This is a genomic window from Mesorhizobium sp. M2A.F.Ca.ET.043.05.1.1, assembly GCF_003952445.1.
In the GTDB taxonomy this organism is placed as follows: domain Bacteria; phylum Pseudomonadota; class Alphaproteobacteria; order Rhizobiales; family Rhizobiaceae; genus Mesorhizobium.
On the sequence record NZ_CP034446.1, the window covers coordinates 3,714,882 to 3,737,483 of the forward strand.

Sequence of the window (22,602 nt, forward strand, 5' to 3'; positions counted from 1 at the left end):
CCGATTTTTGATTGGGCTCAGTCGAGCGAGGCCGTCACGCCGTAGCCGTCGACGGCCCGGTGGTTGGTCGCTGCGTCGGCGGCATAAATGCCCAAGCCGCAGAGCACGATGGCAGACAGCATGACAAAAGACAGGAGAGCTGCTTTCACGGACGTCATCTCTGGTTAAGCTTTCTGCATCTGGGCACGAGGCGGTTACCAATGCGTTGAAACGATAAAATGCGTCTCAATGTTTCGACGATTTCGCGCTTCTAAGCAGATTCTGTTTCGCCGGTGTGTCGGCTGGATCACACAAAAGGTTCATGGCAGTTGCACCGGCGATACAGAGCGCGCCCTCTTAAGGGAGCGGCCGGACACAAACCAAGAAAGAAGAGCGTTATCCCCAGGCGCAGGCGCTGAGGCGTGCCAATTATGCCACGCTGCGTCCGCGCGGATGTGTCGAGATGCAGGTCAGGCCGGCCTCACCTGAATATCAACGTACCTTAGATGGTAGCCACCCAGGCGCGGGCGATCGCCAGGCCAGCGGCATCGGCTTCGGGGCCGTTACCGGCCAACTCGTCGTCGAGCCGGTCGTTCCAGTCGGGATGGCGCTCGGCGATGGTTGCCGCGAAGGAGGTGCTCCAGTCGCGCACCATCGGCGTGTCCGCCTCGAAATGGAACTGGAACCCGTAGACGGCGCGGCCGAGGCGGAAGGCCTGGTTCTCGGCGACCGCGCTGCCCGCAAGCCGCACGGCATTCTCAGGCAGCGCAAAGGTGTCGTCGTGCCATTCGAAGATCGGGAATTGCTCGGGCAGCGCCGCCAGCACCGGATCCGACTTCGCCGCCGGCGTCAGCGAGACCTTGTGCCAGCCGAACTCGGTGGCGCTGCCGATATGGTTGTCGCCACCAAACGCGCGGGCAAGGAGCTGACTGCCGAGGCAGATGCCGAGCACCGAGCGGTCCTTATCGGCGAAATCGCGTGTCAGCTCAAGCAGCGCCGGGAAATAGGGATAGTCCTCGTCTGCCAGCGCATTCTGCCCGCCGCCCAGCACGACCATCGCATCATGCTCGCCCGCGTCCTGCGGCAGCGGATCGCCCTGGTATGGGCGCCGCAGGTCGACATCGGCGCCCGCTTCGGCCAGAGCGGCGCCGACCTGGCCGAGGCCGGTATTGTCGTAGTTCTGGACCACCAGCACGCGCATCGAGAATCCTGCTGACATGAAAAGACTGGGGCGAGCGATATCATGCGGCCCGTGTTTCAGCCAAGATGCGCGGCGGGAGAGAAAGCTATGCCACTGCAGAACCGGGTCGATCCCTTCGGCACCATCCATGCGGTGCCGGAACGCGGCCTGTTCACCGGCAATCGCGGCATCATCCATGATCCGGAGACCAGGACTCTGCTGAGGAAGCGCTGGGCCTTGCCGGCCTGGATCATCTGCGTGTGCGAGTTCCGCAACGTGCGGCGCGAGCCGATGGGCCGTAACCGGCCCGGTGGGAAGGCCGGCTGGACCGAACTGTTCTTCCTCGACGAGGTGACGGCATTGGCCGCCGGCCACCGGCCCTGTTTCTTCTGCCGGCGCGAACGGGCGACCGATTTCGTCGCCCGCTTCGGCGAGGCCTTCGGCATCGCAGAGCCGCGCGCGCCGATGGTCGACAAACAGCTGCACCGGGAACGGCTGGCTTCGGGCGGACGGCCGCCTCCCGTAACCGTGCCGGAGCTTGGCGGCTTGCCTGATGGAGCGATGATCGCGGACGGCGACACCGCCTACGCGCTGCGTTCCGGCAAGGCACTTGAATGGTCCTTCGCGGGTTACGCCGATCCAACCGGCTTCGATCGCTTTACCGGCCGGTCGCTGCGCCTGCTGACGCCGGCAACCACCATCGCGGTGCTGCGGCAAGGCTATGCGCCGGTGTGGCATCCGACCGCCGACACTTGACGATATCCATCGCCTCGCCCATTGGTCGGCAGATATTCGCGGGATGGCCCGCAAATATCTGCCTAGATTCCCTTGTTTTTCGCAGGTTCTGATCGCAAAACCGCGGGGACACTTTTGCGGAACCTGCTTGGCCATGCGCGCCAACTACAAAATGCAGCGGCTGTTCGTGCCGGACGATCTCGGACCCGGCCTCGAATTCGATGCCGGACAGCAGCAGAGCCATTATCTCGCCCATGTGCTGCGGCTCGGCGAAGGCGCCGAGGTGCTGCTTTTCAACGGCCGCGACGGCGAATGGTCGGCTGCGATCGCCGCTAGATCCAAGAAGGCTGTCCGGTTGAAAGTGCTGGAGCTGCAGCGGCCTCAGCCGCCGCTGCCAGATCTCGTCTATTGCTTCGCGCCGCTCAAGCAGGGACGGCTCGACTATCTGGTGCAGAAGGCCGTGGAGATGGGCGCCGGCACATTGCAGCCGGTCATCACCCAGCACACGCAGGTGGCGAAGCCCGGCATCGAGCGGCTGCGCGCCAATGTCGTCGAGGCGGCCGAGCAATGCGGCATCCTCGCGGTGCCGGAGGTGCGTGAAGCGGAGAAGCTGGAGAGGCTGCTCGCCAATTGGGACAGGGAGCGGCGGCTGATCTTCTGCGACGAAGATGCCTCGACCAACAATCCGCTGCCGGCCCTGCAGGCGGTAAGCGAGAAGAAACTTGCGCTTCTGGTCGGCCCGGAGGGCGGATTTTCCGAGGACGAGCGCAAGATGCTGAGGGCCTTGCCTTTCGTCACCGCCATCCCGCTCGGGCCGCGGATCCTGCGCGCCGACACGGCGGCGGTGGCGGCGCTTGCCGCCATCCAGGCGACGATCGGCGACTGGTAAATCAAATCCCTTTGAGGCCTGGCTCAGGATTTTTTGCTTGATCGGCTGCCGGCATTTCGTCCATCTAGCGCCGGCGGCCGTCCGGCCTCTGCAGCACCGCGCATGCTTTTCGACGCGCGAAGGGCGCTGTAACACTTAGGAACTGTGCAGGACGCCTGGCGGAAGTCGATGCCGATTTCCGGGGCAAAGCGCTCGGAGGGGCCTCATGGCGCGCGATACGACCGATACCCAGCCCATCGAAGGCATCGACGAACTGGTCGGCTATCTGGCCGCCGGCAACAAGCCGCGCGACAAATGGCGCATCGGCACCGAGCACGAGAAATTCCCCTTCTATGTCGACGGCCACGCGCCGGTGCCCTATGGCGGCGAGCGCGGCATCCGCGCCATCCTTGAAGGCATGCAGCAAAAGCTCGGCTGGGACCCGATCATCGATGACGGCCGTATCATCGGCCTTGTCGAGCCGACCGGCCAGGGCGCGATCTCGTTGGAGCCGGGCGGCCAGTTCGAGCTTTCCGGCGCGCCGCTGGAATCGATCCACCAGACCTGCCGCGAAGGCAACGCGCATCTGGCGCAGGTGCGCGAGATCGCCGAGCCGCTCGGCATCCGCTTCCTCGGCCTTGGCGGCAGCCCGAAATGGTCGCTGGCCGACACGCCGAAAATGCCGAAGTCGCGCTACGAGATCATGACGCGCTACATGCCGAAGGTCGGCACCAAGGGCCTCGACATGATGTACCGCACCTGCACGATCCAGGTTAACCTCGACTTCGAGAGCGAGACCGACATGCGCCGCAAGATGCAGGTGTCCCTGAAGCTGCAGCCGCTGTCGACGGCGCTGTTTGCCAACTCGCCCTTCACCGAGAGCCGGCCGAACGGGCTGCAGAGCTGGCGCGGCGACATCTGGCGCGACACCGACAACCAGCGCTCCGGCATGCTCGAATTCTGCTTCGCGCCCGATTTCGGCTTTGCCGACTATGTCGAATGGGCGCTCGACGTGCCGATGTACTTCGTCATCCGCGACGGCCAGTATCACGACATGACGCGCTACACCTTCCGCCAGTTCATGGCGGGTGCGGCGCGCAATGAAATCGCCGACGGCCTGCCGGAGATGGGCGACTGGGCGAACCATCTCTCGACCCTGTTCCCCGACGTGCGGCTGAAGCGTTTCCTCGAAATGCGCGGCGCCGATGGCGGCCCGTGGCGTCGCATCTGCGCCCTGCCCGCCTTCTGGGTCGGGCTGCTCTATGACGAGCAGGCGCTGGACGCCGTCGAGGCGCTGACCGCAAGCTGGACCTATCAGGAAGCGCTGGCGATGCGCAATGCCGTGCCGGAGCTTGGCATCGCGGCGCCGTTCCGCAACGCCACCTTGCGCGACGTGGCCCGCGACGTGCTCGCCGTCTCGCGCATGGGCCTGAAGAATCGGGCCAAGAAGAACCGCGACGGTTACGACGAGACGTCGTTCCTCAACACGCTGGACGAGGTCGTGTCGCGTGGCACGACCAGCGCTGAGGAGATGCTGTCGGCCTACCACACGCGCTGGGGCGGCTCGATCGAGCCGGTGTTCATGGAGTATGCCTATTAACCGTCCGCTACTCGCTACGCGGTTGGTTGGTAAAAGCCGCTTCAATCAGTGATCGAAACGAACTAGTCTTTTCCCGCGAGAACACTGCCGGAGGAGACCCCCATGCCTTCCCTGTTCGACATTTTTGCCCAAGCCCAGAATGGCGCCGGCATGCAGGCGCTAGCCCAGCAATATGGGCTTTCGATGCAGCAGACGCAGGCTGCGGTCCAGGCGCTGCTGCCCGCCTTCTCACAGGGGCTCCAGCGCAACACCGCCGATCCCTACGGGATGGGCGCCTTCATGACGGCGATGGCAAGTGGGCAGCACGCCAAATATTTCGAGGACGCGACAAGAGCCTTTTCGCCGCAAGGCATCGATGAGGGCAACGGCATTCTCGGCCATCTGTTCGGCTCGAAGGAGCTGTCGCGCGCCGTGGCGAACCAGGCCGCCCAGGCGACGGGGCTCAGCCAGCAGGTGTTGCAGCAGATGCTGCCGGCCATGGCCTCGATGATGATGGGCGGGCTGTTCAAGCAGACCAACAATCAGTTGACCGGGGGGCAGATGCAGGCCTTCGGCGGCAGCGGCAATCCGCTCGGCGAGATCATCGAGCAGATGATGCGGCAGGGCGGCCTCGCGCCGGCGCCGCAAACGCGGCAGGCGCCGGCGCCCAATCCCTACGGCGAGAATCCGTTCGGCAAGGTGCTCCAGGACATGTTCGGCGGCGGCGCGGCACAGCCGCAAAGCCAGACACAGCAAGCGCCCAATCCCTACGGCGAAAACCCGCTTGGCAAGGTGCTGCAGGACATGTTCGGCGGCGGCGCGCAGCCGCAAAGCCAGCCGCAGCAGACACAAAGCCCCTACGGCGACAATCCGCTCGGCAAGATCTTCGAGGAGATGCTGCGCCAGGGCGGAGGCGGCTTTGGCGCGCCCGGCGGGCAGCCGGCGCAGCAGCCGCAACAGCGCCAACCGCAGCAGAGTGCGCCGCAACAGCCGCAGACCAACCCGAGCGGCCGTCCGCGAAACCCGTTCGACGACATATTCGGCAAGATGTTCGAGACCGGCGCGCAGCAGCGCGACGAATATCAGAAGGGCGTGGAGACGATCTTCGACCAGTTCAAGCGCGATATGGACCGGCGGTGAATCCTGAACGCCGCCGGAGCGACGTTCCGCGAGCAAGAGACCCAAGCAGATGCGCCGCAATCCTCGCCGCGACTGCCTGCAGGGGCTTTCGACCACAATTTCACTACCGAGTATTCTGGATCACAAGGAAAAGCGGGATGCGCCCTTCGTCCTCTATGTTGCTACTGATGTTTGCCGCATCGCTGATGGGCTGCACAACAAGCAACGGAAACGCTGGCCAAAGCTCGAAGAACGAGGCGCAATGCGTTGGCTTGGGTTTTGAACAAGGTACGGATGCTTTCGCCAATTGCATGATGCAGCTTTCACTGCGGCAGGGAGGCTCGCAGCAGCCCGACCATGATACCCTTGTCAATCAATACAGAAGCCGCAGCAAGGCCCGACAGGGTGATGATCGTTATCCCGTGTGCAGCGCCGCAAACATGGATGCCGAGTTGGATATTACAACGGGTAAGTGGGTCGGCCCCGATTGCCAAATGGCGCCAGATTAGAGCCTTCGTCCCTAAACGGCTTTGCTGGTTTCACCAGATGCATCTGGCGGCAACCAACGCTTCCGTCATGAGTCGGAGCCCATAAAAAATGCCCGGTCCTGGAGGAGAACCGGGCAATGTGCAGGCTGGCCGGCGGGGAACCGGCAGGGAGTGTGGGAGCCTGCATGAAGCTTGGTCGCGCCGAGCCGTGAAAAGGTTCAGCGCGACGGGAAATCCAAGGAAACGCCGCCCTTCAGCCTACCTGACGAGCAAGGTCCTCGATCGTGTCGGCGCGCTCGCTGGCGATCACGCGCAGCTTCGCCGTCGGATCGCGGCCGAAGGGCACGGCGACGGCAACGTGAAGGTCGGCGCGGGTCAGGCCGATATCGGCAAGCTCGGCGTCCGACATCTCGCCAAGGCGATAGAAGGCGCGGCGGTTTTTCCAGGCGCGGTAGCTGTTGGCGATGGCATTGACCACAAGCGTCGCAACGGCCGGACGCGTGGTGATGCGCGGGGTCTCGGAGGCGAATTCAATCGTGGTCATTTCAGTCTCTCCTTCCAGGAGTCGAGCGGACGAAACCAGCCAATCGGCGCCTTGGGAGAAGCGCCGGTCCGGTTCCATTCATTGATGTGATGCATGTCGTTGTCCCCAGAACCGGGAACCACTTCTGGGCGACATGCACTGTTCTCATGTGGACAATGACAATTTGCCATCGCGCGATTGATTAATCCAACGAATGTTTTTAATCTCTAGCATCAACATCAATGATGGGTTGGACCGATGAAAGCGCCGCTTGACCTCGATCAGTTGCAAACCTTCATCTCGATCGCCGACACTGGCAGCTTCACCCGCGCGGCCGAGGAGGTGCACCGGACGCAGTCGGCGGTGTCGATGCAGATGCGGCGGCTGGAGGAGCGGATCGGCAAGCCGCTGTTCGAAAAGGACGGCCGCACCAACAAGCTGACCGAGGAGGGCGACCGGCTGCTTTCCTATGCGCGGCGGCTGATCTACCTCAACCGCGAGACCTTGGCCGCCTTCGACGACCAGCGCCTCGAAGGCACGATCCGCATCGGCACGCCTGACGACTACGCCGACCGCTTCCTGCCCGAGATCATGGCGCGCTTCTCGCGCTCCAATCCGCGTGTCGAGCTGACGGTCGTCTGCGAGCCGACGCCGGGGCTGGTCGAACATATCAAGCGCGGCAATCTCGACCTCGCGCTGGTCACGCATAACGACACGCGCGGCCAGTCGGAAGTGGTGCGTCGCGAGCCGCTCTTGTGGGTCACCTCGGCCAACCACGCCACGCATGAACAGGAAACCCTGCCGATGGCGTTCGGCCGGCCGAACTGCATCTGGCGGCGTGCGGCTGTCGACGTGCTCGACCGGCAGAACCGCGACTATCGCGTGCTGTTCTCCAGCTTCTCGGCCACCGTCATCACCGCGGCCGTGCTCTCCGGCCTGGCGGTCTCGGTGCTGCCGGAATGCGCGCTCAGGCCCGGCATGCGCGTGCTCGGCGAGGCTGACGGCTTCGGCCAGTTGCCGGACTGCCGCATCGGCATCATGCGCGGCCAGACCTCACAGCCGGAGATCGTCGACGCCTTGGCCCGTCACATCGCCGAAAGCCTCGACAACATTTCCGTGCCGGTGAGCGAAGAGGCGGGAAGCTTCGACTTCGCGGCGCTCGCCTTTGCCAAGATGAAGCGGGTCAAGGCCAACCAGATCATGCCTGGCTGGTAAGGCGGGAGCAATTCCAGGAAAAGTGTGAAGCGGTTTTCCGTCTGGAATTGCGTCCAGACAAAGAGATAGAGCGGTTCGCCGTTTCCGTGAAACGACGAACTGCTCTAGGCCCGAGCAACGGAACGCTCCGGGCCGGCTGACCAAACACCCGGCATCGCAAGCAACTGACCCGGCTCCAACGGCGGCGACAGCAGATAGCCCTGCATCTGGAGACAACCCATGCCAACCAGCAAGGCCTTCTGCGCGTCGGTTTCGACGCCTTCGGCAGTCACCTCGACCTTCAGGGCCAGCGCCAGCTCGATCAGCGTCTTGGCGATCGCGCGGGCGCTCTCGTCCTCGTCGAGCAGACGCACGAAGGAACGGTCGATCTTCAGCTTGTCGATCGCCTGGCGGCGCAGATAGCTGAGGGAAGAGTAGCCGGTGCCGAAATCGTCGAGCACGATGCGCACGCCGGACTGGCGCAGCGCGGCGATCACGGCGCCGATCGTGTCATTGTGCTCGAGCAGAACGCTCTCGGTGGTCTCGAGCTGCAGGCGGGATGGGTCGAGCCCGGTTTCCTTCAGGATGCCGGCGATCTGTTCGGCAAAGCCGGCATCGCGCAGTTGCATCGGCGAGATGTTGACGGCGATCCAGGGAAGTTCGGTCCCGGCGGCAAAGCGGCAGGCTTCGCTTAGCGTCCATTTGCCGAGCTCGCCGATGAGGCCGCGCTCCTCGGCAATCGCGATGAACTGCGCCGCGGGCAAGGCGCCGTGCACCTCATGCCCCCAGCGGATCAGCGCTTCGGCCCCGAGAATCCGGCGGCCGTCGGCCGCGAAAACCGGCTGATAGGCGAGCTTTATGCCGCCCTCGCCCTCCAGCGCCTTGCGGAGTTCCGACTCGACCTTGCGCTTGCGCAACAAGAGATCATCCATGTCGCCGGCGAACACCTCGTAGCGGTCGCGACCGTTCTTCTTGGCCTCGTAGAGCGCGATGTCGGCCTTGCGCAGCAGGTCGTCGGCATCCGCATCAGACCCGGACGAGAGCGCGATGCCGATGCTTGCACCGACGAAGACCTGGTCGCCAATGAGCCTGAACGGCTCACGCAGCTTCATAAGCAGCCTTTCGGCGATATCTTCGGCGCTTGCGGCGTCGGGAATGTCGAGCAGGATGACAGCGAACTCGTCGCCGCCGAGCCGCGCGACGGTATCGGCTTCGCGGATCGTATGCTTGAGCCGCGCCGCCGTCTGGCGCACGAGCTCGTCGCCGACCGGATGGCCGAGCGTGTCGTTGATATGCTTGAAGCGATCGAGATCGAGGTAAAGCAGCGCCACGCGCGTTCCGTCCTGGCCGGCGAAGAGCAGCATGCGCCGCAATCGGTCCTCGAACAGCGCCCGGTTGGGCAGGCCGGTGAGCGTGTCGTGGAAGGCGAGATATTGCGCCTGGTCCTGGCTGGTCTGCAGCGCGGTCGAGGCGCGGCGCAATCGGCGCAGCAGGAACACCAGAACGCCGCCCGCCACGAGCAGCGCGATCGCCAAGGCCGGAGCGGTCTTGCGCACCAAGGTGAGGCCGGGCCGCAACTGGTCCCAGCCGATATAACCGAGGATGACGCCACGCGAATCGACCAGCGGCACGGCGGCCGGGCCAACAGGCTCGGACAACGGCACCAGGCGCGCGCCATCGAGCAGGTATTTGGCCGCGATCTTGCCGATGACGGCATCGTTGATGAACTCGACCGAGATATGCACATATTCCGTGCCAGGCGCCTGGCTGACGCGATCCGTGCTCGGCACCAGCGGCATGACACTCAGGATCGCGGGCTTCCCCTGGAGCGAGACAAGATCCTGCGCGACCATCTTGGCCGGCTGGCCGGAGGCGTCGGCCTTCGGCGGTTCAGCCAACATGCGGCGCAGCTTGTCGACGGTCGGCCGCAATTCCGGCTCGTCCTCGCCGAAAGCCGACGCCGCGACGACCTTGCCTTCCCGCATGGCGTGGATCGCATGGTTGGCGGCGTCGAGGATGTAGACCCGGTTGTGGCCGTAGTAGCTGTACATCCAGGTGCTGAGGTTTTCCTCGATCCAGGCCTGATTGCCCGCCCTCACATTGGTTACCGAGTCATCCCAGACCGTCACGCTTTCCTGCTCGCGCTGAACCGTGGCAATCTGGTCGTTCAGCCCATCGGCGATGAAAATCTTCTGCCGTTCGAGTGAAGCCTCGTCGGCTTGATTGGCGGCGTAGAAGCCGAAGCCGACGACAATCGCCAACGTGAGAGCGGCAAGCGTCAGCACGGTCAACGTGACCTGGTGCGTCAACGGGCTGCTGTCGTGGCGTGCGCTCATGCGTTCCGGGCCGGCTCTCCTGCCGCCTGTCAAATCAAATCGGGCTTAAAATCACGTTATAATATTAGCAGGTTTTCTCCGTGCTTGACGCGGGCCGATAAGCGTTCCCCAATCGCCAAATGAGTGAAACAGCAACCGAATCACGCAGCAACGCCACCGAATACACGGTGAGCGAGATTTCCGGCGCGCTGAAGCGCACTGTCGAGGACGCCTTCGGCAATGTGCGGGTGCGCGGCGAGATTTCCGGCTATCGCGGCCCGCATTCGTCCGGCCATGCTTACTTTGCCTTGAAGGATGACCGGGCGCGGATCGATGCCGTGGTCTGGAAGACCACCATGGCGCGGCTGAAATTCCGCCCCGAGGAAGGCATGGAGGTGATCGCCAGCGGCCGGCTGACGACCTATCCGGGCAAATCCAACTACCAGATCGTCATCGACAATCTGGAGCCGGCGGGCGCCGGCGCGCTGATGGCGCTGCTCGAAGAGCGCAAGCGCCGGCTGCAGGCCGAAGGCCTGTTCGACGCCGGCCGCAAGCGGCGGCTGCCCTTCATGCCCAAGGTCATCGGCGTCGTCACCTCGCCGACGGGCTCGGTGATCCGCGACATCATCCATCGCATCAAGGACCGGTTTCCGCTCCATGTGCTGGTCTGGCCGGTGCGGGTCCAAGGCGAGACGGCGGCCAAGGAAGTCACCGCGGCCGTCAACGGCTTCAACGCGCAGACTTGGGACGGACCCATCCGCCAGCCCGACGTTTTGATCGTGGCGCGCGGCGGCGGCAGCCTCGAAGACCTCTGGGGCTTCAACGACGAAGGGCTGGCACGTGCCGTCGCGTCGTCGGCCATCCCGGTGATCTCGGCCGTCGGGCACGAGACCGATACGACCCTGATCGACTTCGTCGCCGATAGGCGCGCGCCAACGCCGACGGGCGCGGCCGAGATCGCCGTGCCGGTCAGGGCGGACCTGGAGGCCACCTTGGCCAGCCTTGGCGCTCGGCTCAATGCCTGTGCTTCGCGGCATCTGGAGCGTAAACGCCAGGCGGTGCGCGCGGCGGCGCGCGCGCTCCCCTCGCCCGACCAGTTGCTGGCGCTGCCGCGCCGCCGTTTCGACGATGCGACCAGCCGCCTCGGCCGCGGGCTGACGGTGAATATCGAGCGCAAGCGGGCGACGCTTGAGCGGCAAAGGCTGACGCCGGCGACCCTGTCGCGACGCCTCAACGAGGCGCGCACGCTGACCGGTCGGGATATCGCGCGAGCGCGGGCGGCGTTCTTCGCCATCGTGCGCGAGCGGCGCCAGCGCTTCCAGCGCAATTCGACGCGCCTGTCGCCGGCGCCGATCGTGCGGCGGCAGAAGCTGCAGGCCGACACATTGGCCGGACTGTCGCGACGGCAGGACCAGGCGCTGGCGCGGCGGCTCGACCGGCTGCGCGCGGCGCTGACCCAGGCCGACCGACTTTTGTCGACGCTGTCGCACAAGGCCGTGCTGGCGCGCGGCTTCGCGCTGGTCAAGGACGCCGAGGGCGCCGTCATCAAGCGGGTCGCGGAGCTGGCGCCGGGCGCGGCGCTGCAGCTTGAATTCGCCGATGGCACTGCCGAGGCCATCGCCACCAGCGGCGGCGCGCGGCCGAAGCTGGCCGCGAAGCCGTCCGCTAAGGCCAGGGAGCCGGGCAATCAGGGCTCGTTGTTCTGAGGTTTGGATGAGCAGCCACGACCCGCATCTTCGCACGCCTTCCGGCAAGCCGCGCCTGCGCTCCTTCGGCATCGAGCTCGATGGCACGCCAGGCCGTTTCAACGCCATCACCGACGTTCCAGGCGTGTCGGTGGGCTACACGACGCTGATTTCCGGCGACGGTCCGTTGCGTGTCGGCAACGGACCGGTGCGCACCGGCGTCACCGCGATCCTGCCGAGGCCGGTTCAGGAACTCGCAACGCCGGTTTTCGCCGGCGTGTTCAGCCAGAATGGAAATGGCGAGCTGACGGGCACGCATATCATCGAGGAGACCGGCGCCTTCAACTTCCCGGTCACCATCACCAACACGCATTCCTGCGGCGTCACCCGCGACGCCACGCTGCGCTGGATGCACAAGGTGCTGCCGGCCGCGCTCGACACAGGCTGGGGCCTGCCTGTGGCGGCCGAGACCTATGACGGCTTCCTCAACGACATCAACGGCCATCATGTGAGTGTGGAGCATGTCGTCGCCGCGCTCGACAGCGCCGGCGGCGGCGGCATCGAGGAAGGCAGCGTCGGCGGCGGCACCGGCATGATCACCTTCGGCTTCAAGGCCGGATCCGGCACCGCCTCGCGCATCGTCGCGTGGCAGGACAGGCGCTACACGGTGGGTGTCTTCGTGCAGTCGAATTTCGGCAAGAGGCACAATTTCACCATTCGCGGCCGGCGCATCGGGCAGGCGCTTGTCGACCCGGCGATCCGCGAGGCGACGGCGCGCGCCGAAAAGGGTTCGATCATCGCCGTGGTCGCCACCGACGCGCCGTTCCTGCCGCATCAGATGAAGCGGCTCGCCCGGCGCGTGCCGCTCGGCATCGCCATGACCGGCGGCTATGGCTACCACAGTTCAGGCGATATCTTTCTGGCGTTCTCGACCGCCAATCCGGGGGCGGCGCTTGGCGCTTCAGGGCGCATCGGACTGGCGGAGTTCATCCCCGACGTCGACATCGATCCGTTCTTCGACGCGGTCGTGCAAAGCGTCGAGGAGGCGATCCTCAACGCGCTCACCGCCAATGAGGACATGACGGGACGCGACGGCAATTTCGTGCCGGCGCTGCCGAAGGGCTGGCTAAAGGAGAAGTTCGGCTAGAGTGTTTCACCGTTTCACGGAAACGGCGAACCACTCTATCTCCTTGTTTTTACGCAATTCCGGACGGAAAACCGCTCACGCTTTTCCTGGAATTGCTCTAAACGATGCCGCCTGCCCCGCGCCGGCGCGGGCATTTTCACTCCGCCGGCGTGTCGGGCTTGGCTTCGCTGTTGCCCTCTTCGGCGGCTTCCTCGAGGCGCGACGCGATCAGTTCCTGGATGTCGCCGACCTCTTCCTGGATGTCCTCGAGGAGAATGCCTGCCTCGGCGGCTTTGGCGCAGCACTCCTTGGCGAGAGTCTCGGCCTGCTCGATCTGGATCGGCGAATGCTGGCATTGGACTTTCTCGCCAATCCATCCGCGCAAGAACTCGATCGCATGTTCACTCATACTGCTTCTTCCCTGGCGGCAAAGCCGGTTGGTAGCCATGAACGTCCGCACCCTGCAAAGGATGCATGCCCCATTCGAACCGAGTCGTCCCCTACCGGCAAGACATCTTGGCCATGAGACAAGACATCTTGGCCATGAGACGCAGAGCCGCAGGAATGGAAGGGTTCGAGGTGCACGTTCAGATCATTGAGAATGATGGAATGGTGGGCCGGGATCGACAGAAGGTCGTCTTCGTTGTTTTTGCTTGCCTTTTTCTAACTTCGACAGCGCATTTGCATCACAAACCGTATCGCAGCTTCCCGGTCAACGCTGCCCCGGCCCGAGCCGGAGCAGGCGCTATATAGTGACATCCTCTTGCAATGTCGACTCGGGGCTCCGTCATCCGCGCGGCTACCTCCCCAGAAGGTTGCGCTCGATGGTCCTCAGATGCGTCGGCATGGCATCGCTGGCGGCTTCGGAGTCGCGCGCCAGCAACGCATCCAGGGCGAGCTGGTGCTCGCTGCAATAGGTGGCGCGACGCTCTTCCAAGAATGGGTGATCAGCGTTAGGGTGCCTCCCCGCCAGCCAACAATCGCAATCCAATTCCTGCGTCGAGGACAAACGCTGACAGGGTTCGTCGTCGGACGGGTCAACGAAGCTCTCGACATGCCTGAAGCCGAACTTCGTCAACATCCGCAGCGACGCGAGATTGCGCGCCGCCGCCTCGGCCGTTACCTGCGCAAGCTCCAGGGTTTCAAAGGCGAAGCGGAGGACTTCGCGCACCGCTTCGCTGCCCAGCCCGCGGCCCCAGTACGCGCGCGCGAGCACAAATCCCAATGCGGCTGACTTCGCATCGGCTTCGCTGAAGGACAGGGTTACCGTCCCGATCGCGTCCGATACTCCTGCTTGGTCTATGCACCACTGGATCGCCTCGCCGTCAGCAAACCGCTGACGCGAGCGGGCGAGCCATCGCTCGCCCGCTCCTATGTCATCGGGAACGGGATCGCCGGCCAGGGAGGCGGATTCAATATCCGTCGCGCGCGCAAACCATGCCGGGATATCCTGTTCGCTCGGCGCCCGAAGCACGAGCCTCGGCGTCGTTAGCTTCGGAACTCGGACTGGCTGCATAGAAGGCATGTTCGACCCGGGACAGCTCCAATGCAATGGCCCGGCGGCCCAACCGGGTTCGATTATTTTGAAGTAAACGGCCCGGAAAGATGATGTTCGCGCAGCAAGGTCGACAGCCGGTTCGCTGCCTCGATGAAAACCTCGCCTTCCGAAGAGAGCAGCGCCTGGCGTTCTTGGGCGGACGCAGCCAGAAGACGCTCCCAGAATCCGGCCACGACAGCGCCCGCACCGGCCAAGCCGGCGGCAAGCGCCTGGTCCGCGGCGAGTGCCGCGAGGTGCCGGGGCGTAATGCCGCCGATACCGGGAGGGATTTTCGCTCCCATGTCGACGAAACCCGGGGGCAGCGAGCCTTTCAGATTGGTGACCTGACGCTCGGTGATGACCGCATGGATCTGGTCGACCGCCTGCTTGGCGCCCGCGACGCGAGAGGGATGATCGGTGTCGGCCGCGGCATGGGGGAGAAGTTCCAGACGCGGGCCATAGGCTTCGACCAGTTTGAGATAAGGCAGCATCGGGCCTGAAAGCGTGCCGCCGTCCCTGAACAGATCCGCATCGATCGCCGCATGGGAAACGCGCCCTGACGCCAGCGCGCGCTCCAGCGCGGCAACATCGACCAGCTCGCCGCGATCATAGTTGACAAGCACGGCGCCGGGGTTGAGGAGAGAGAGGACTTCATCTCCAATCAATCCGGCATTGGCGTATCGTTGCGCGCCGGGATCGAAAGCACCGAGGCCAAGGTGGACCGAAAGCGCGTCGGCGCCGCGCGCCGCGTCTTCCATGGTTGCGGCGTAGTCGAAGCCTTCCAGCTCGATCCATTTTTGGTGACGGGGCCGTGCATGAATGGCGACCCGCATGCCGAAAGCCTGGCCGAGCCTGGCGAATTCCCGGCCGATATTGCCATAGCCAATCACCGCCAGTCTTTTGCCTTCGAGCTTCTCGGTCGGATAATGGCGCAGGTCCTTTCCCGTATCGAACTGCCCGCCGGCGACGAGGCTGTTCAATCTGTCCACTGGCAGGTCCGGCCTGACTTTCAGCAGCGCCTTCATGGCCATTTGCGCGGTGGCGCGGCTGTTGATGCCGGGCGTGTTCATCAGCGGCGCTTCGCCGCCTTCGCCGCTGCCGCCGCCCCAGGATGCCGAGCCCATATTGCCGGTGCCGGCGCCGATGCGCACGCCGCCAAGGCGGAATCTGGTCTCGGCCGGAATGAAGGTCGCGGCGGCGATGAGTGCGTCGTAGCGGCCGTCGCCGGCCTCGGCCAGCAATTCGTCGCGCGTGCTCAATTGCGGCTGGTAGAAGAAATGCAGCTTGCCGGGGTCAGGCGCGCGGGCCTTGGCGATGCCTGTCTGGTGGAACACGCCACCCTTGGCTTCGATGTAGGCCTTGACCTCGCTATGGTCGGGATTGCCATCGGCCCCAAACCGGAGGCCGACAAAATCGCAGATCAGAATATTGGCTGATGTCATGAGGCGTCGTTTCCGTGCAGCTGTCTCCAGCTACTCCAATCCGTTATGCGATGGAGCAACGTGAAACGGCATATCCGGGTCGCAAGCGAGAGATTTACCGCAGGAGTCTAGAATCTGTCGGCTCTGAGCGGCGACAGACCGACCATCGGTTGGTCGGCCGGAAAGCCGGCCGGATTCGATAATCTCGGGTTCCGCTGCCGTCGAAGAACAGCCACTCTTCGACAGATGAACGATTGGAATCGTCGTGTACTTGGAGCGGTGCGCCTTCCGTCTGGAATCGGCCACCTGCTCCAAGTCTTTCTGCGTCCCGTCAGATCCTAAAGCGCGTCGCGATTTTTCAGATTGCCCCATGCGCTTTAGGTTTTTGATTTGCGCATGTCTTTATCCCGAAACCGGTTCCCACTTTCGGGAGACATGCTTTACCCGTGCCGGATTTCCGTGCCGAGCACTTTCAGGCATTCCCGGATGAAGGCGGCGAGAGCCGTCCAGCCCTTGGCCGAAACCATCGTGCCGTCGACATAAGCCTCCGTCGGAGACAGGTCGATATAGGTGCCGCCGGCGAGCGTCACTTCCGGCTCGCAGGCCGCCAGCGCACCGACCTTCTTGCCGCGCACGACGCCATCAACCGCGATCAGGATCTGCACGCCGTGGCAGATGGTGAAGATCGGTTTCTTCGTTTCGTGGAAATGACGCACCATCGCCTGAATGCGCTTGTCGGTACGGATATATTCCGGCCCGCGGCCGCCTGCGCAATAGACGGCGTCGTACTGATCGAGCTGCTTCTCCGCGTCGGCGAACGTCTTGTTGATCAGCGCATAATGGCCGAGCTTCTCGGTATAGGTCTGGTCGCCCTCGAAATCGTGCAGCGAGGTCTTGATCACGTCGCCGGCATTCTTGTCGGGGCAAACGACGTGGACGACGTGACCGACGGCCTCCATCGCCTGCTGGTAGACAAAGATTTCGTATTCCTCGGTGAACTCACCGGTCAGCATCAGTATCTTCTTGGCTGGCATGACTTGTCCTTTCGATTTTTGGGAATGCCAAGGCGCTGCCGCGCCCTGGCTGTCGCAAAGTTCGGTTTGCCGATTGTCAGAACGGAGAATCCGGGAAGTAGTATTCCTTGGCATTGGCCTGGGTGATCAGCGGCGCATCGAGCTTGACGTGGCCGCGAACCGGAGCCTGGCCAATCAGGTTGGCCACAGTCATGTAGACGGCCGTCTTGATCATCGAAGGCGGATAAGGCGTCTCGACGGGCGTCACGGCGTCGCCGTCGATCACCTTCTTGACGATGTCCTTCATGCCGTTGCCGCCAAGCGCCAGCTTGATGTCGGTGCGGCCCGACTGCTTGACCGCCTCGAGCACGCCGAGAAGCATGTCGTCGTCATTGGCCCAGACGGCATCGATCTGCGGATATTTGGCGAGGTAATCCTGCATCAGCTTGAACGCCTCGTCGCTGTTCCAATGGGCGTATTGGATGTCGAGCACCTTGATGCCGGTGCCCTTGATCGTGTCCTGGAAACCCTTGATGCGCTCGTCGTCGATCACGGTCGGGATGCCGCGCAGCACTACCACGTCGCCCTTGCCGCCGAGCTTGTCGATCATGAACTTCGCCGTGTTGGCGCCAACCGCGATGTTGTCGCCGGCCAGGTAGAGGTCCTGGATCGAGGCATCGGTCAGGCCGCGGTCGACGACGGTGATGAAGGTGCCCATGTCCTTGATGGCCTTGACCGGCTGGGTCAGTTCCTCCGAGGTGTAGGGCAGGATGACCAGCGCATCGAGCTTGCGGCTGGCTGAAAGGTCCTCCAGCGCGCTGACCTGATCGGCCGCGGACGGCGAGGTCTTCACCACCACCTCGACATCGGGAAAGGCCGCGTTGATTTCCTTGGCGGCGGCCTGGGCGTGATAGACCACGCCAGCCGTCCAGCCATGGTCCGCGGCCGGGATTGACACGGCGACCACCTTCTTGTCGGCCGCCAGCGCCTGGCCGGCGACCATCAAAGCGCCGATGGCCACGGCCGCAAACCATTTTCTACTGAACATTACAAGCCTCCCAGAGATGAGGACCAATCAAACACAGGCACCCGCCCGGTCCCGAGACGGATTATTTGGAGAAGCGCTGCACGAGCATGGCGATGATGATGATGACGCCCTGAACCGCGGCGACGAGGTATTCGGAAACGAAGTCGGAGAGCACCATCAGGTTGGCGATCAGTTCCAGGATCACCGCGCCGGCGATCGTGCCCCAGATGCGTCCCTTGCCGCCGCGAAGCGCCGTTCCGCCGATGACGACGGCGGTGATGACCTGCAGCTCCCAGAGCTGTCCTGTGGTGGGCGTGGCGGCGCCAAGCCTGGGCACGTAGCAGATGGCCGCGATGGCGACGCACGCGCCCTGGATGACATAGGCTATGGTGCGCGTCTTGATGACCGAGATGCCTGAATAGCGCGCCACGTCCTCGTTGGCGCCGACGGCGGCGCATCTGCGGCCATATTTGGTCTTGTAGAGGACAAAGGCGCCAAGCACCGCGACGATCGCGGAGATCAGGATGGGAATTGGGATCCCGCCCAGGGTTCCGAAATAGACCGGCCGGTATGCCTCGCGCAGCGACTTGTCGATCGGGATGGTGCCGCCGTTCGTCATGTAGGTGATAAGCGCGCGGAAGATGCCCATGGTGCCGAGCGTGGCGATGAACGGCTCAATCTTGCCTACGGTGACGATGACGCCATTCGCCAGGCCGCACAGCAGCCCCGTCACGACCGCGATCGCCATCCCAGCCGGAATGGCCCAGAGGCCGAGGCTCGGCGCCATCATGTTCATGAACATGATGGTGATGCCGGCAATGAAAGCCACCATCGAGCCCACGGACAGGTCCAGGCCGCCCGAGGAGATAACGAATGTCGCGCCAACGGCGATGATGGCGACATAGGCACTGCGCGTGATCACGTTGCTGAGGTTTGTTGCAGACAGGAAGTCGGGATTGACCAGGAATCCCAGCGCAAGCAGCGCCGCAAGAGCAAGAAACGGGCCGGCGTCGGCCCATGAGAATTGGTATTGCCGCTCGCTTCGCGCCGGCGCGGACTGGGTAAGCGCTGTCACTTTGTTCCTCCCTGGGCGACGTGCGCACGCGAGCTGGTTGCCAGCAGCGCGATGTTGCTCTCGGTCATCGTTTCGCCCGAGACTTCGCCGCTGATCCTGCCCTCGCGCATGACGATGACGCGGTCACAGATGCCCACCAGTTCCTGCATCTCCGAGGAAATGACGATGCAGGCTTTGCCCTGCCTCACGAGATCCTGGATGAAGCCGTAGATCTGCGCCTTGTTGGCGATGTCGATGCCGCGGGTCGGCTCGTCGATGATGACGACGGACGGATCGGTCAGGAGCACCTTGGCGAGCAGAAGCTTCTGCTGGTTGCCGCCGGAGAGCTGCCCGGCCCGCGCGCCAAGGCTCTTCAGGCGGATGTCGTAGCTGGAGATTGCCTGCGCCAAGGCCCGCGCTTCGCGATCGCGTCTTACGATGAGACCGGGATGGAAGCTGGTGAGGGCGGACAGAGTAAGGTTCGGCCCGAGACGCTCCTGCAGGAGCAGGCCCTTGCCCTTGCGGTCCTCGGTCAGATAACCGATGCCGGCTTCCATGGCTTCGCGCTGGGAGCGTATCCGAACCGGAGCACCGTTGAGTTCGACCGCAGCGGTTCCCGGCCGGAGTCCGAGCATTCCTTCGAACAGCTCCGTTCGCCCGGCGCCGATCATTCCGGCGAAGCCGAGAATCTCGCCCTTGTGCACGGTGAACGAGACGTCCTCGACGAAGCCCGGAACCACGGCGTTCCGCACGCTCAGCATCGGCTCGTTTGTCCGCGCCGCCTGCTTTTGGGGATAAAGAGCGTTGAGCTCGCGGCCCACCATCAGCCGCGCCATGTCGATCTGCGTCAGTGTATGGCCCGGATAGGTGCCAACCAATTTGCCGTCGCGCAGGACGCTGACCTTGTCGGCCAGCCGCTGCACCTCGTCGAGCCGGTGGCTGATATAGAGGACCGCGATGCCGCGTGCCTTGAGTTCGAAGATGATGGTGAGGAGACGCTCGACTTCTCCCCCCGTCAGCACGGCTGTCGGCTCATCGAAGATGACCACCCGATGCTCATCGAGCAAGGCGCGGGCTATCTGCACCAGTTGGCGATCCGCCAGCGAGATGTCGCGCACGAGAGACGTGGCCGAGACCTCGCAGCCCAGCTCCGCGAGCTTTGCCGCAGCGAGGCGGCGCATGCGGGCATCATCGACAAGGCCACCCTTGGTGAGCTCGCGGCCGAGGAAAAGATTGTCGGTGACGCTCAGCGCATCGGCGAGCAGGATCTCCTGATGCACCAGGGCGATGCCGGCGGCCTGAGCCTGGTCCGGCCTGCTGAAGCGCACCCGGTGCCCCGCCATGGACAACGTGCCTTCAGTCGGCTCGATGTAGCCGGACAGCAGCCGCATGAATGTCGACTTGCCGGCGCCGTTCTCGCCGATGATCGCATGAATCTCGCCGGGCTGGATGTCGAGCGTGACATCCGACAGCACGGTGACGGCGCCGTACTGCTTGGACAGCCCCTCGGCGCGCAACACCGCAGGGCCAACCGGGATGCCGGCTGCGGGCGCAACAGCGCTATCTCCGTCGATGCGAGCGGCAATGGACATGGGAGCAATTACTCGAAGGCGGGCAGGAGGCGGGCCCGCGAATTCTCAATGTGCACGTGCATCGCCTTCTCGGCGGCATGCGCGTCGCCGGCCGCGAAAGCAGCGAGAATCGCCTCATGCTCGTCCAGCGCTTCTTCGGTGACGCGCGAGTGATACATCAAGCGGAAGATATGGAAGTGCGTATGCTGGTGATTCAGCGTCTCGCGGATGAGCTCGTTCTGCGCGAACTCCATGATCTTGTCGTGGAAGATCGCGTCCTGCCGCGCGAAGTTGGAATAGCGCAGGCGCTCGTCCTTCCCCACCCGCCGCGCCATCACGCCCGCCGCTTCCTGCAACACCGCCAGGCGCTCTTCGTCCAGCGCTGCCGTAGCCTTGGCGGCGGCAGCGGGCTCCAACAGAAGGCGCAGCTCGTACAGCTCGTCAAACCGGCGCCGGGTGATTTGCGGGGCCGCGCGATAGCCGATCAGGTGGGTCTTGACCACCAGGCCCTCGCCCTCCAACCGCCCGAGCGCTTCGCGGATGGGCGTGTGTGAAACGTCGAATTCCCTGACGAGGTTGTCGACGGTAATGCGTGATCCCGGCGGAATCTTCAGCGACATCAATTGCGCGAAGATTGCTTCGTAAACATCGCCCGCCAAGCTGTTGGCGCGCTGGATGCGGCCGCTTGAGCGAGTTTCGGTTTCAACCGTCAGGTCGGGATTTTCCATCGGTTTCCTCTTGACAGGAGCAAGCCCTAACATGATGCTCCGGCCAATTCAATAGGATATCCTATACGATTTTATAGGGGATACGAACGGATGGGCTAGGAACCGCACTCCGCACTCAACGACGCGGGCAGAAGCCGACGAAGCACCGGCGTCCGAACTGAAGGCCGCCCCTACCGATGATCACGACGTTTTCATCAGTCTCTTTCGAAAGATCTCAGTCCATGACCCTCTTTGCAGCCGCGCGCCTGCCGCGCGAAATCCTCTTCGGCAAGGGTCAGCGCCATGCGCTGCCGGCCATTGCCGGGCGATATGGCCGGCGCGCATTCATCTGCACCGACGAAAGGCTCGCCGGCACGCCTGAGTTCATCGAGATGCTCGATGGGTTGAAGGCTGCCGGGATCGACACGCTCGTCCACGACCGCACCTTGCCGGATGTGCCGCGCGACAGCGTCGGCGCCTGTATCGCGGAGGCGAAGGGATTCAGGCCGGACATGGTGATCGGCGTCGGGGGCGGCAGCTGCCTCGACATGGCCAAGTGCGCCGGGCTGCTCATCAGCCATGGCGGCAAGCTCCAGGACTATTATGGTGAGTTCAAAGTGCCGGGCCCCACCCTTCCCCTTATCGCTGTGCCGACCACGGCCGGCACGGGTTCCGAAGTCACTCCCGTCGCGGTGATCTCCGACCCGGAGCGGACGCTGAAGGTCGGTATCTCCAGCCCGCATCTCATCGCCGCGGTTGCTCTGTGCGACCCGGACCTGACGGCGACCTGCCCGCCATCACTGACCGCCATCGCCGGCGCCGACGCGCTGACGCATGCGATCGAGGCCTTCACCGCGGCAAGACGCGGCGCCGATGCCGATCTGGCGCAACGCCATGTCTTCGTCGGCAAGAGCGCGCTGACCGATCATTTCGCCCTTCTGGCGATCAGGCTCCTCGGCCGCAGCCTCGAAGCAGCCTATCGCGACGGGTCGAACGAAAATGCACGGGCCGATGTCATGATGGGAGCGTTGGCCGCCGGCTGCGCCTTCGGCACGGCGGGAACCGCCGCCGCCCATGCGGTGCAGTACCCGGTCGGCGCGCTCACCCACACGCCGCATGGCCTGGGCGTCGCCACGATGCTTCCTTATGTGATGCGCTACAACCTGTCGGCGGCAAGCTCGGATATCGCGGAAATCGGCATTGCGCTTGGCCTGCCGCGCCAGGACCGCGATGCCGGTCAGCTGGCCGATGCCACAATCACGGAAGTCGCGCGACTGTTCAACGCCATCGGCATCACCCGGACACTGGCTGACCTCGGTCTTGCCGAGGACAAGATCGACTGGACGGCGGAACAGGCGCTCGGCATCGACCGGCTGATCAAGAACAATCCCCGCCCCTTCGACCTGCCCGCGATGCAGCGCCTGGTCAGGGCTGCTTACAGCGGCGATATGTCCGCCGTGACCGTGTGAGGGACGGAGCCC

The 22,602-nt window shown here is 64.1% G+C and carries 21 protein-coding genes; 9 read left to right on the forward strand and 12 right to left on the reverse strand.

Annotated features, from left to right (window positions below):
- Window positions 1-17: 17 nt before the first annotated feature.
- Together EJ069_RS33780 and EJ069_RS18200 are read right to left on the reverse strand one after the other, a co-directional pair.
- Window positions 18-149 carry a hypothetical protein gene (locus EJ069_RS33780; protein WP_263498119.1) on the reverse strand — a complete coding sequence of 44 codons (132 nt, stop codon included), beginning with the start codon at window positions 147-149 and terminating at the stop codon, window positions 18-20.
- Window positions 150-481: 332 nt separating this feature from the next.
- Window positions 482-1,180: a type 1 glutamine amidotransferase gene (locus EJ069_RS18200; RefSeq protein ID WP_126064786.1), complete on the reverse strand. Its 699-nt coding sequence runs from the start codon at window positions 1,178-1,180 to the stop codon at window positions 482-484.
- Window positions 1,181-1,267: 87 nt separating this feature from the next.
- Between EJ069_RS18200 and EJ069_RS18205 the strand changes: the two genes are divergently transcribed.
- The 5 genes from EJ069_RS18205 to EJ069_RS18225 all read left to right on the forward strand — a co-directional run bounded on the left by EJ069_RS18205 (window position 1,268) and on the right by EJ069_RS18225 (window position 5,969).
- A complete protein-coding gene (locus tag EJ069_RS18205; RefSeq protein ID WP_126062482.1) occupies window positions 1,268-1,915 on the forward strand; it encodes a hypothetical protein in 648 nt (215 codons plus the stop codon).
- A 133-nt stretch (window positions 1,916-2,048) separates the two neighbouring features.
- A complete protein-coding gene (locus EJ069_RS18210; protein ID WP_126062483.1) occupies window positions 2,049-2,783 on the forward strand; it encodes a 16S rRNA (uracil(1498)-N(3))-methyltransferase in 735 nt (244 codons plus the stop codon).
- Window positions 2,784-2,988: 205 nt separating this feature from the next.
- A complete protein-coding gene (locus EJ069_RS18215; RefSeq protein WP_126062484.1) occupies window positions 2,989-4,362 on the forward strand; it encodes a glutamate--cysteine ligase in 1,374 nt (457 codons plus the stop codon).
- Window positions 4,363-4,464: 102 nt separating this feature from the next.
- Window positions 4,465-5,481: a DUF937 domain-containing protein gene (locus EJ069_RS18220; RefSeq protein ID WP_126062485.1), complete on the forward strand. Its 1,017-nt coding sequence runs from the start codon at window positions 4,465-4,467 to the stop codon at window positions 5,479-5,481.
- A 137-nt stretch (window positions 5,482-5,618) separates the two neighbouring features.
- Complete coding sequence (locus tag EJ069_RS18225; RefSeq protein WP_126062486.1) at window positions 5,619-5,969, forward strand: hypothetical protein; 351 nt, start codon at window positions 5,619-5,621, stop codon at window positions 5,967-5,969.
- Window positions 5,970-6,201: 232 nt separating this feature from the next.
- Here the strand turns inward: EJ069_RS18225 and EJ069_RS18230 are convergent, their stop codons facing one another.
- Window positions 6,202-6,492: a DUF1127 domain-containing protein gene (locus tag EJ069_RS18230; protein WP_126062487.1), complete on the reverse strand. Its 291-nt coding sequence runs from the start codon at window positions 6,490-6,492 to the stop codon at window positions 6,202-6,204.
- Window positions 6,493-6,729: 237 nt separating this feature from the next.
- On the opposite strand from EJ069_RS18230, the gene EJ069_RS18235 reads away from it, so the two are divergent.
- The gene (locus EJ069_RS18235; RefSeq protein WP_042640974.1) at window positions 6,730-7,686 is read left to right on the forward strand and encodes a LysR substrate-binding domain-containing protein; all 957 of its coding nucleotides are present in this window, start codon (window positions 6,730-6,732) and stop codon (window positions 7,684-7,686) included.
- 104 nt (window positions 7,687-7,790) lie between these two features.
- Here the strand turns inward: EJ069_RS18235 and EJ069_RS18240 are convergent, their stop codons facing one another.
- Window positions 7,791-10,001 carry an EAL domain-containing protein gene (locus EJ069_RS18240; protein ID WP_126062488.1) on the reverse strand — a complete coding sequence of 737 codons (2,211 nt, stop codon included), beginning with the start codon at window positions 9,999-10,001 and terminating at the stop codon, window positions 7,791-7,793.
- A gap of 119 nt (window positions 10,002-10,120) precedes the next feature.
- Here EJ069_RS18240 and xseA point away from each other — a divergent pair, with 119 nt between their 5' ends.
- Window positions 10,121-11,686 (forward strand): exodeoxyribonuclease VII large subunit, encoded by a 1,566-nt coding sequence (gene xseA / locus EJ069_RS18245; RefSeq protein ID WP_126062489.1) that lies wholly within the window; start codon window positions 10,121-10,123, stop codon window positions 11,684-11,686.
- Window positions 11,687-11,693: 7 nt separating this feature from the next.
- On the forward strand, window positions 11,694-12,812 hold the full coding sequence (locus EJ069_RS18250) for a P1 family peptidase (protein WP_126062490.1): 1,119 nt from the start codon (window positions 11,694-11,696) through the stop codon (window positions 12,810-12,812).
- 136 nt (window positions 12,813-12,948) lie between these two features.
- On the opposite strand, the gene EJ069_RS18255 is transcribed toward EJ069_RS18250, so the two are convergent.
- The 8 genes from EJ069_RS18255 to EJ069_RS18290 form a co-directional block, all read right to left on the reverse strand.
- Window positions 12,949-13,200 carry a DUF768 domain-containing protein gene (locus EJ069_RS18255; RefSeq protein WP_126062491.1) on the reverse strand — a complete coding sequence of 84 codons (252 nt, stop codon included), beginning with the start codon at window positions 13,198-13,200 and terminating at the stop codon, window positions 12,949-12,951.
- A gap of 390 nt (window positions 13,201-13,590) precedes the next feature.
- Complete coding sequence (locus tag EJ069_RS18260; protein WP_245456166.1) at window positions 13,591-14,265, reverse strand: GNAT family N-acetyltransferase; 675 nt, start codon at window positions 14,263-14,265, stop codon at window positions 13,591-13,593.
- Between the two features lie 104 nt (window positions 14,266-14,369).
- Window positions 14,370-15,770, reverse strand: coding sequence for an NAD(P)-dependent oxidoreductase (locus EJ069_RS18265; protein WP_126062492.1), 1,401 nt, complete (start codon window positions 15,768-15,770; stop codon window positions 14,370-14,372).
- A gap of 419 nt (window positions 15,771-16,189) precedes the next feature.
- A complete protein-coding gene (locus tag EJ069_RS18270) occupies window positions 16,190-16,783 on the reverse strand; it encodes a DJ-1/PfpI family protein (protein WP_126062493.1) in 594 nt (197 codons plus the stop codon).
- 76 nt (window positions 16,784-16,859) lie between these two features.
- Window positions 16,860-17,810, reverse strand: a complete 951-nt coding sequence (locus tag EJ069_RS18275) for a substrate-binding domain-containing protein (RefSeq protein ID WP_126062494.1) — start codon at window positions 17,808-17,810, stop codon at window positions 16,860-16,862.
- A gap of 61 nt (window positions 17,811-17,871) precedes the next feature.
- Window positions 17,872-18,864: an ABC transporter permease gene (locus tag EJ069_RS18280; protein WP_126062495.1), complete on the reverse strand. Its 993-nt coding sequence runs from the start codon at window positions 18,862-18,864 to the stop codon at window positions 17,872-17,874.
- On the reverse strand, window positions 18,861-20,435 hold the full coding sequence (locus EJ069_RS18285) for a sugar ABC transporter ATP-binding protein (RefSeq protein ID WP_126062496.1): 1,575 nt from the start codon (window positions 20,433-20,435) through the stop codon (window positions 18,861-18,863). Before EJ069_RS18285 ends, EJ069_RS18280 begins: the two co-directional genes overlap by 4 nt.
- A gap of 8 nt (window positions 20,436-20,443) precedes the next feature.
- Window positions 20,444-21,142: a GntR family transcriptional regulator gene (locus EJ069_RS18290; protein ID WP_126062497.1), complete on the reverse strand. Its 699-nt coding sequence runs from the start codon at window positions 21,140-21,142 to the stop codon at window positions 20,444-20,446.
- A 221-nt stretch (window positions 21,143-21,363) separates the two neighbouring features.
- Here EJ069_RS18290 and EJ069_RS18295 point away from each other — a divergent pair, with 221 nt between their 5' ends.
- A complete protein-coding gene (locus EJ069_RS18295) occupies window positions 21,364-22,590 on the forward strand; it encodes an iron-containing alcohol dehydrogenase (protein ID WP_126062498.1) in 1,227 nt (408 codons plus the stop codon).
- The last annotated feature ends 12 nt before the right edge of the window (window positions 22,591-22,602 follow it).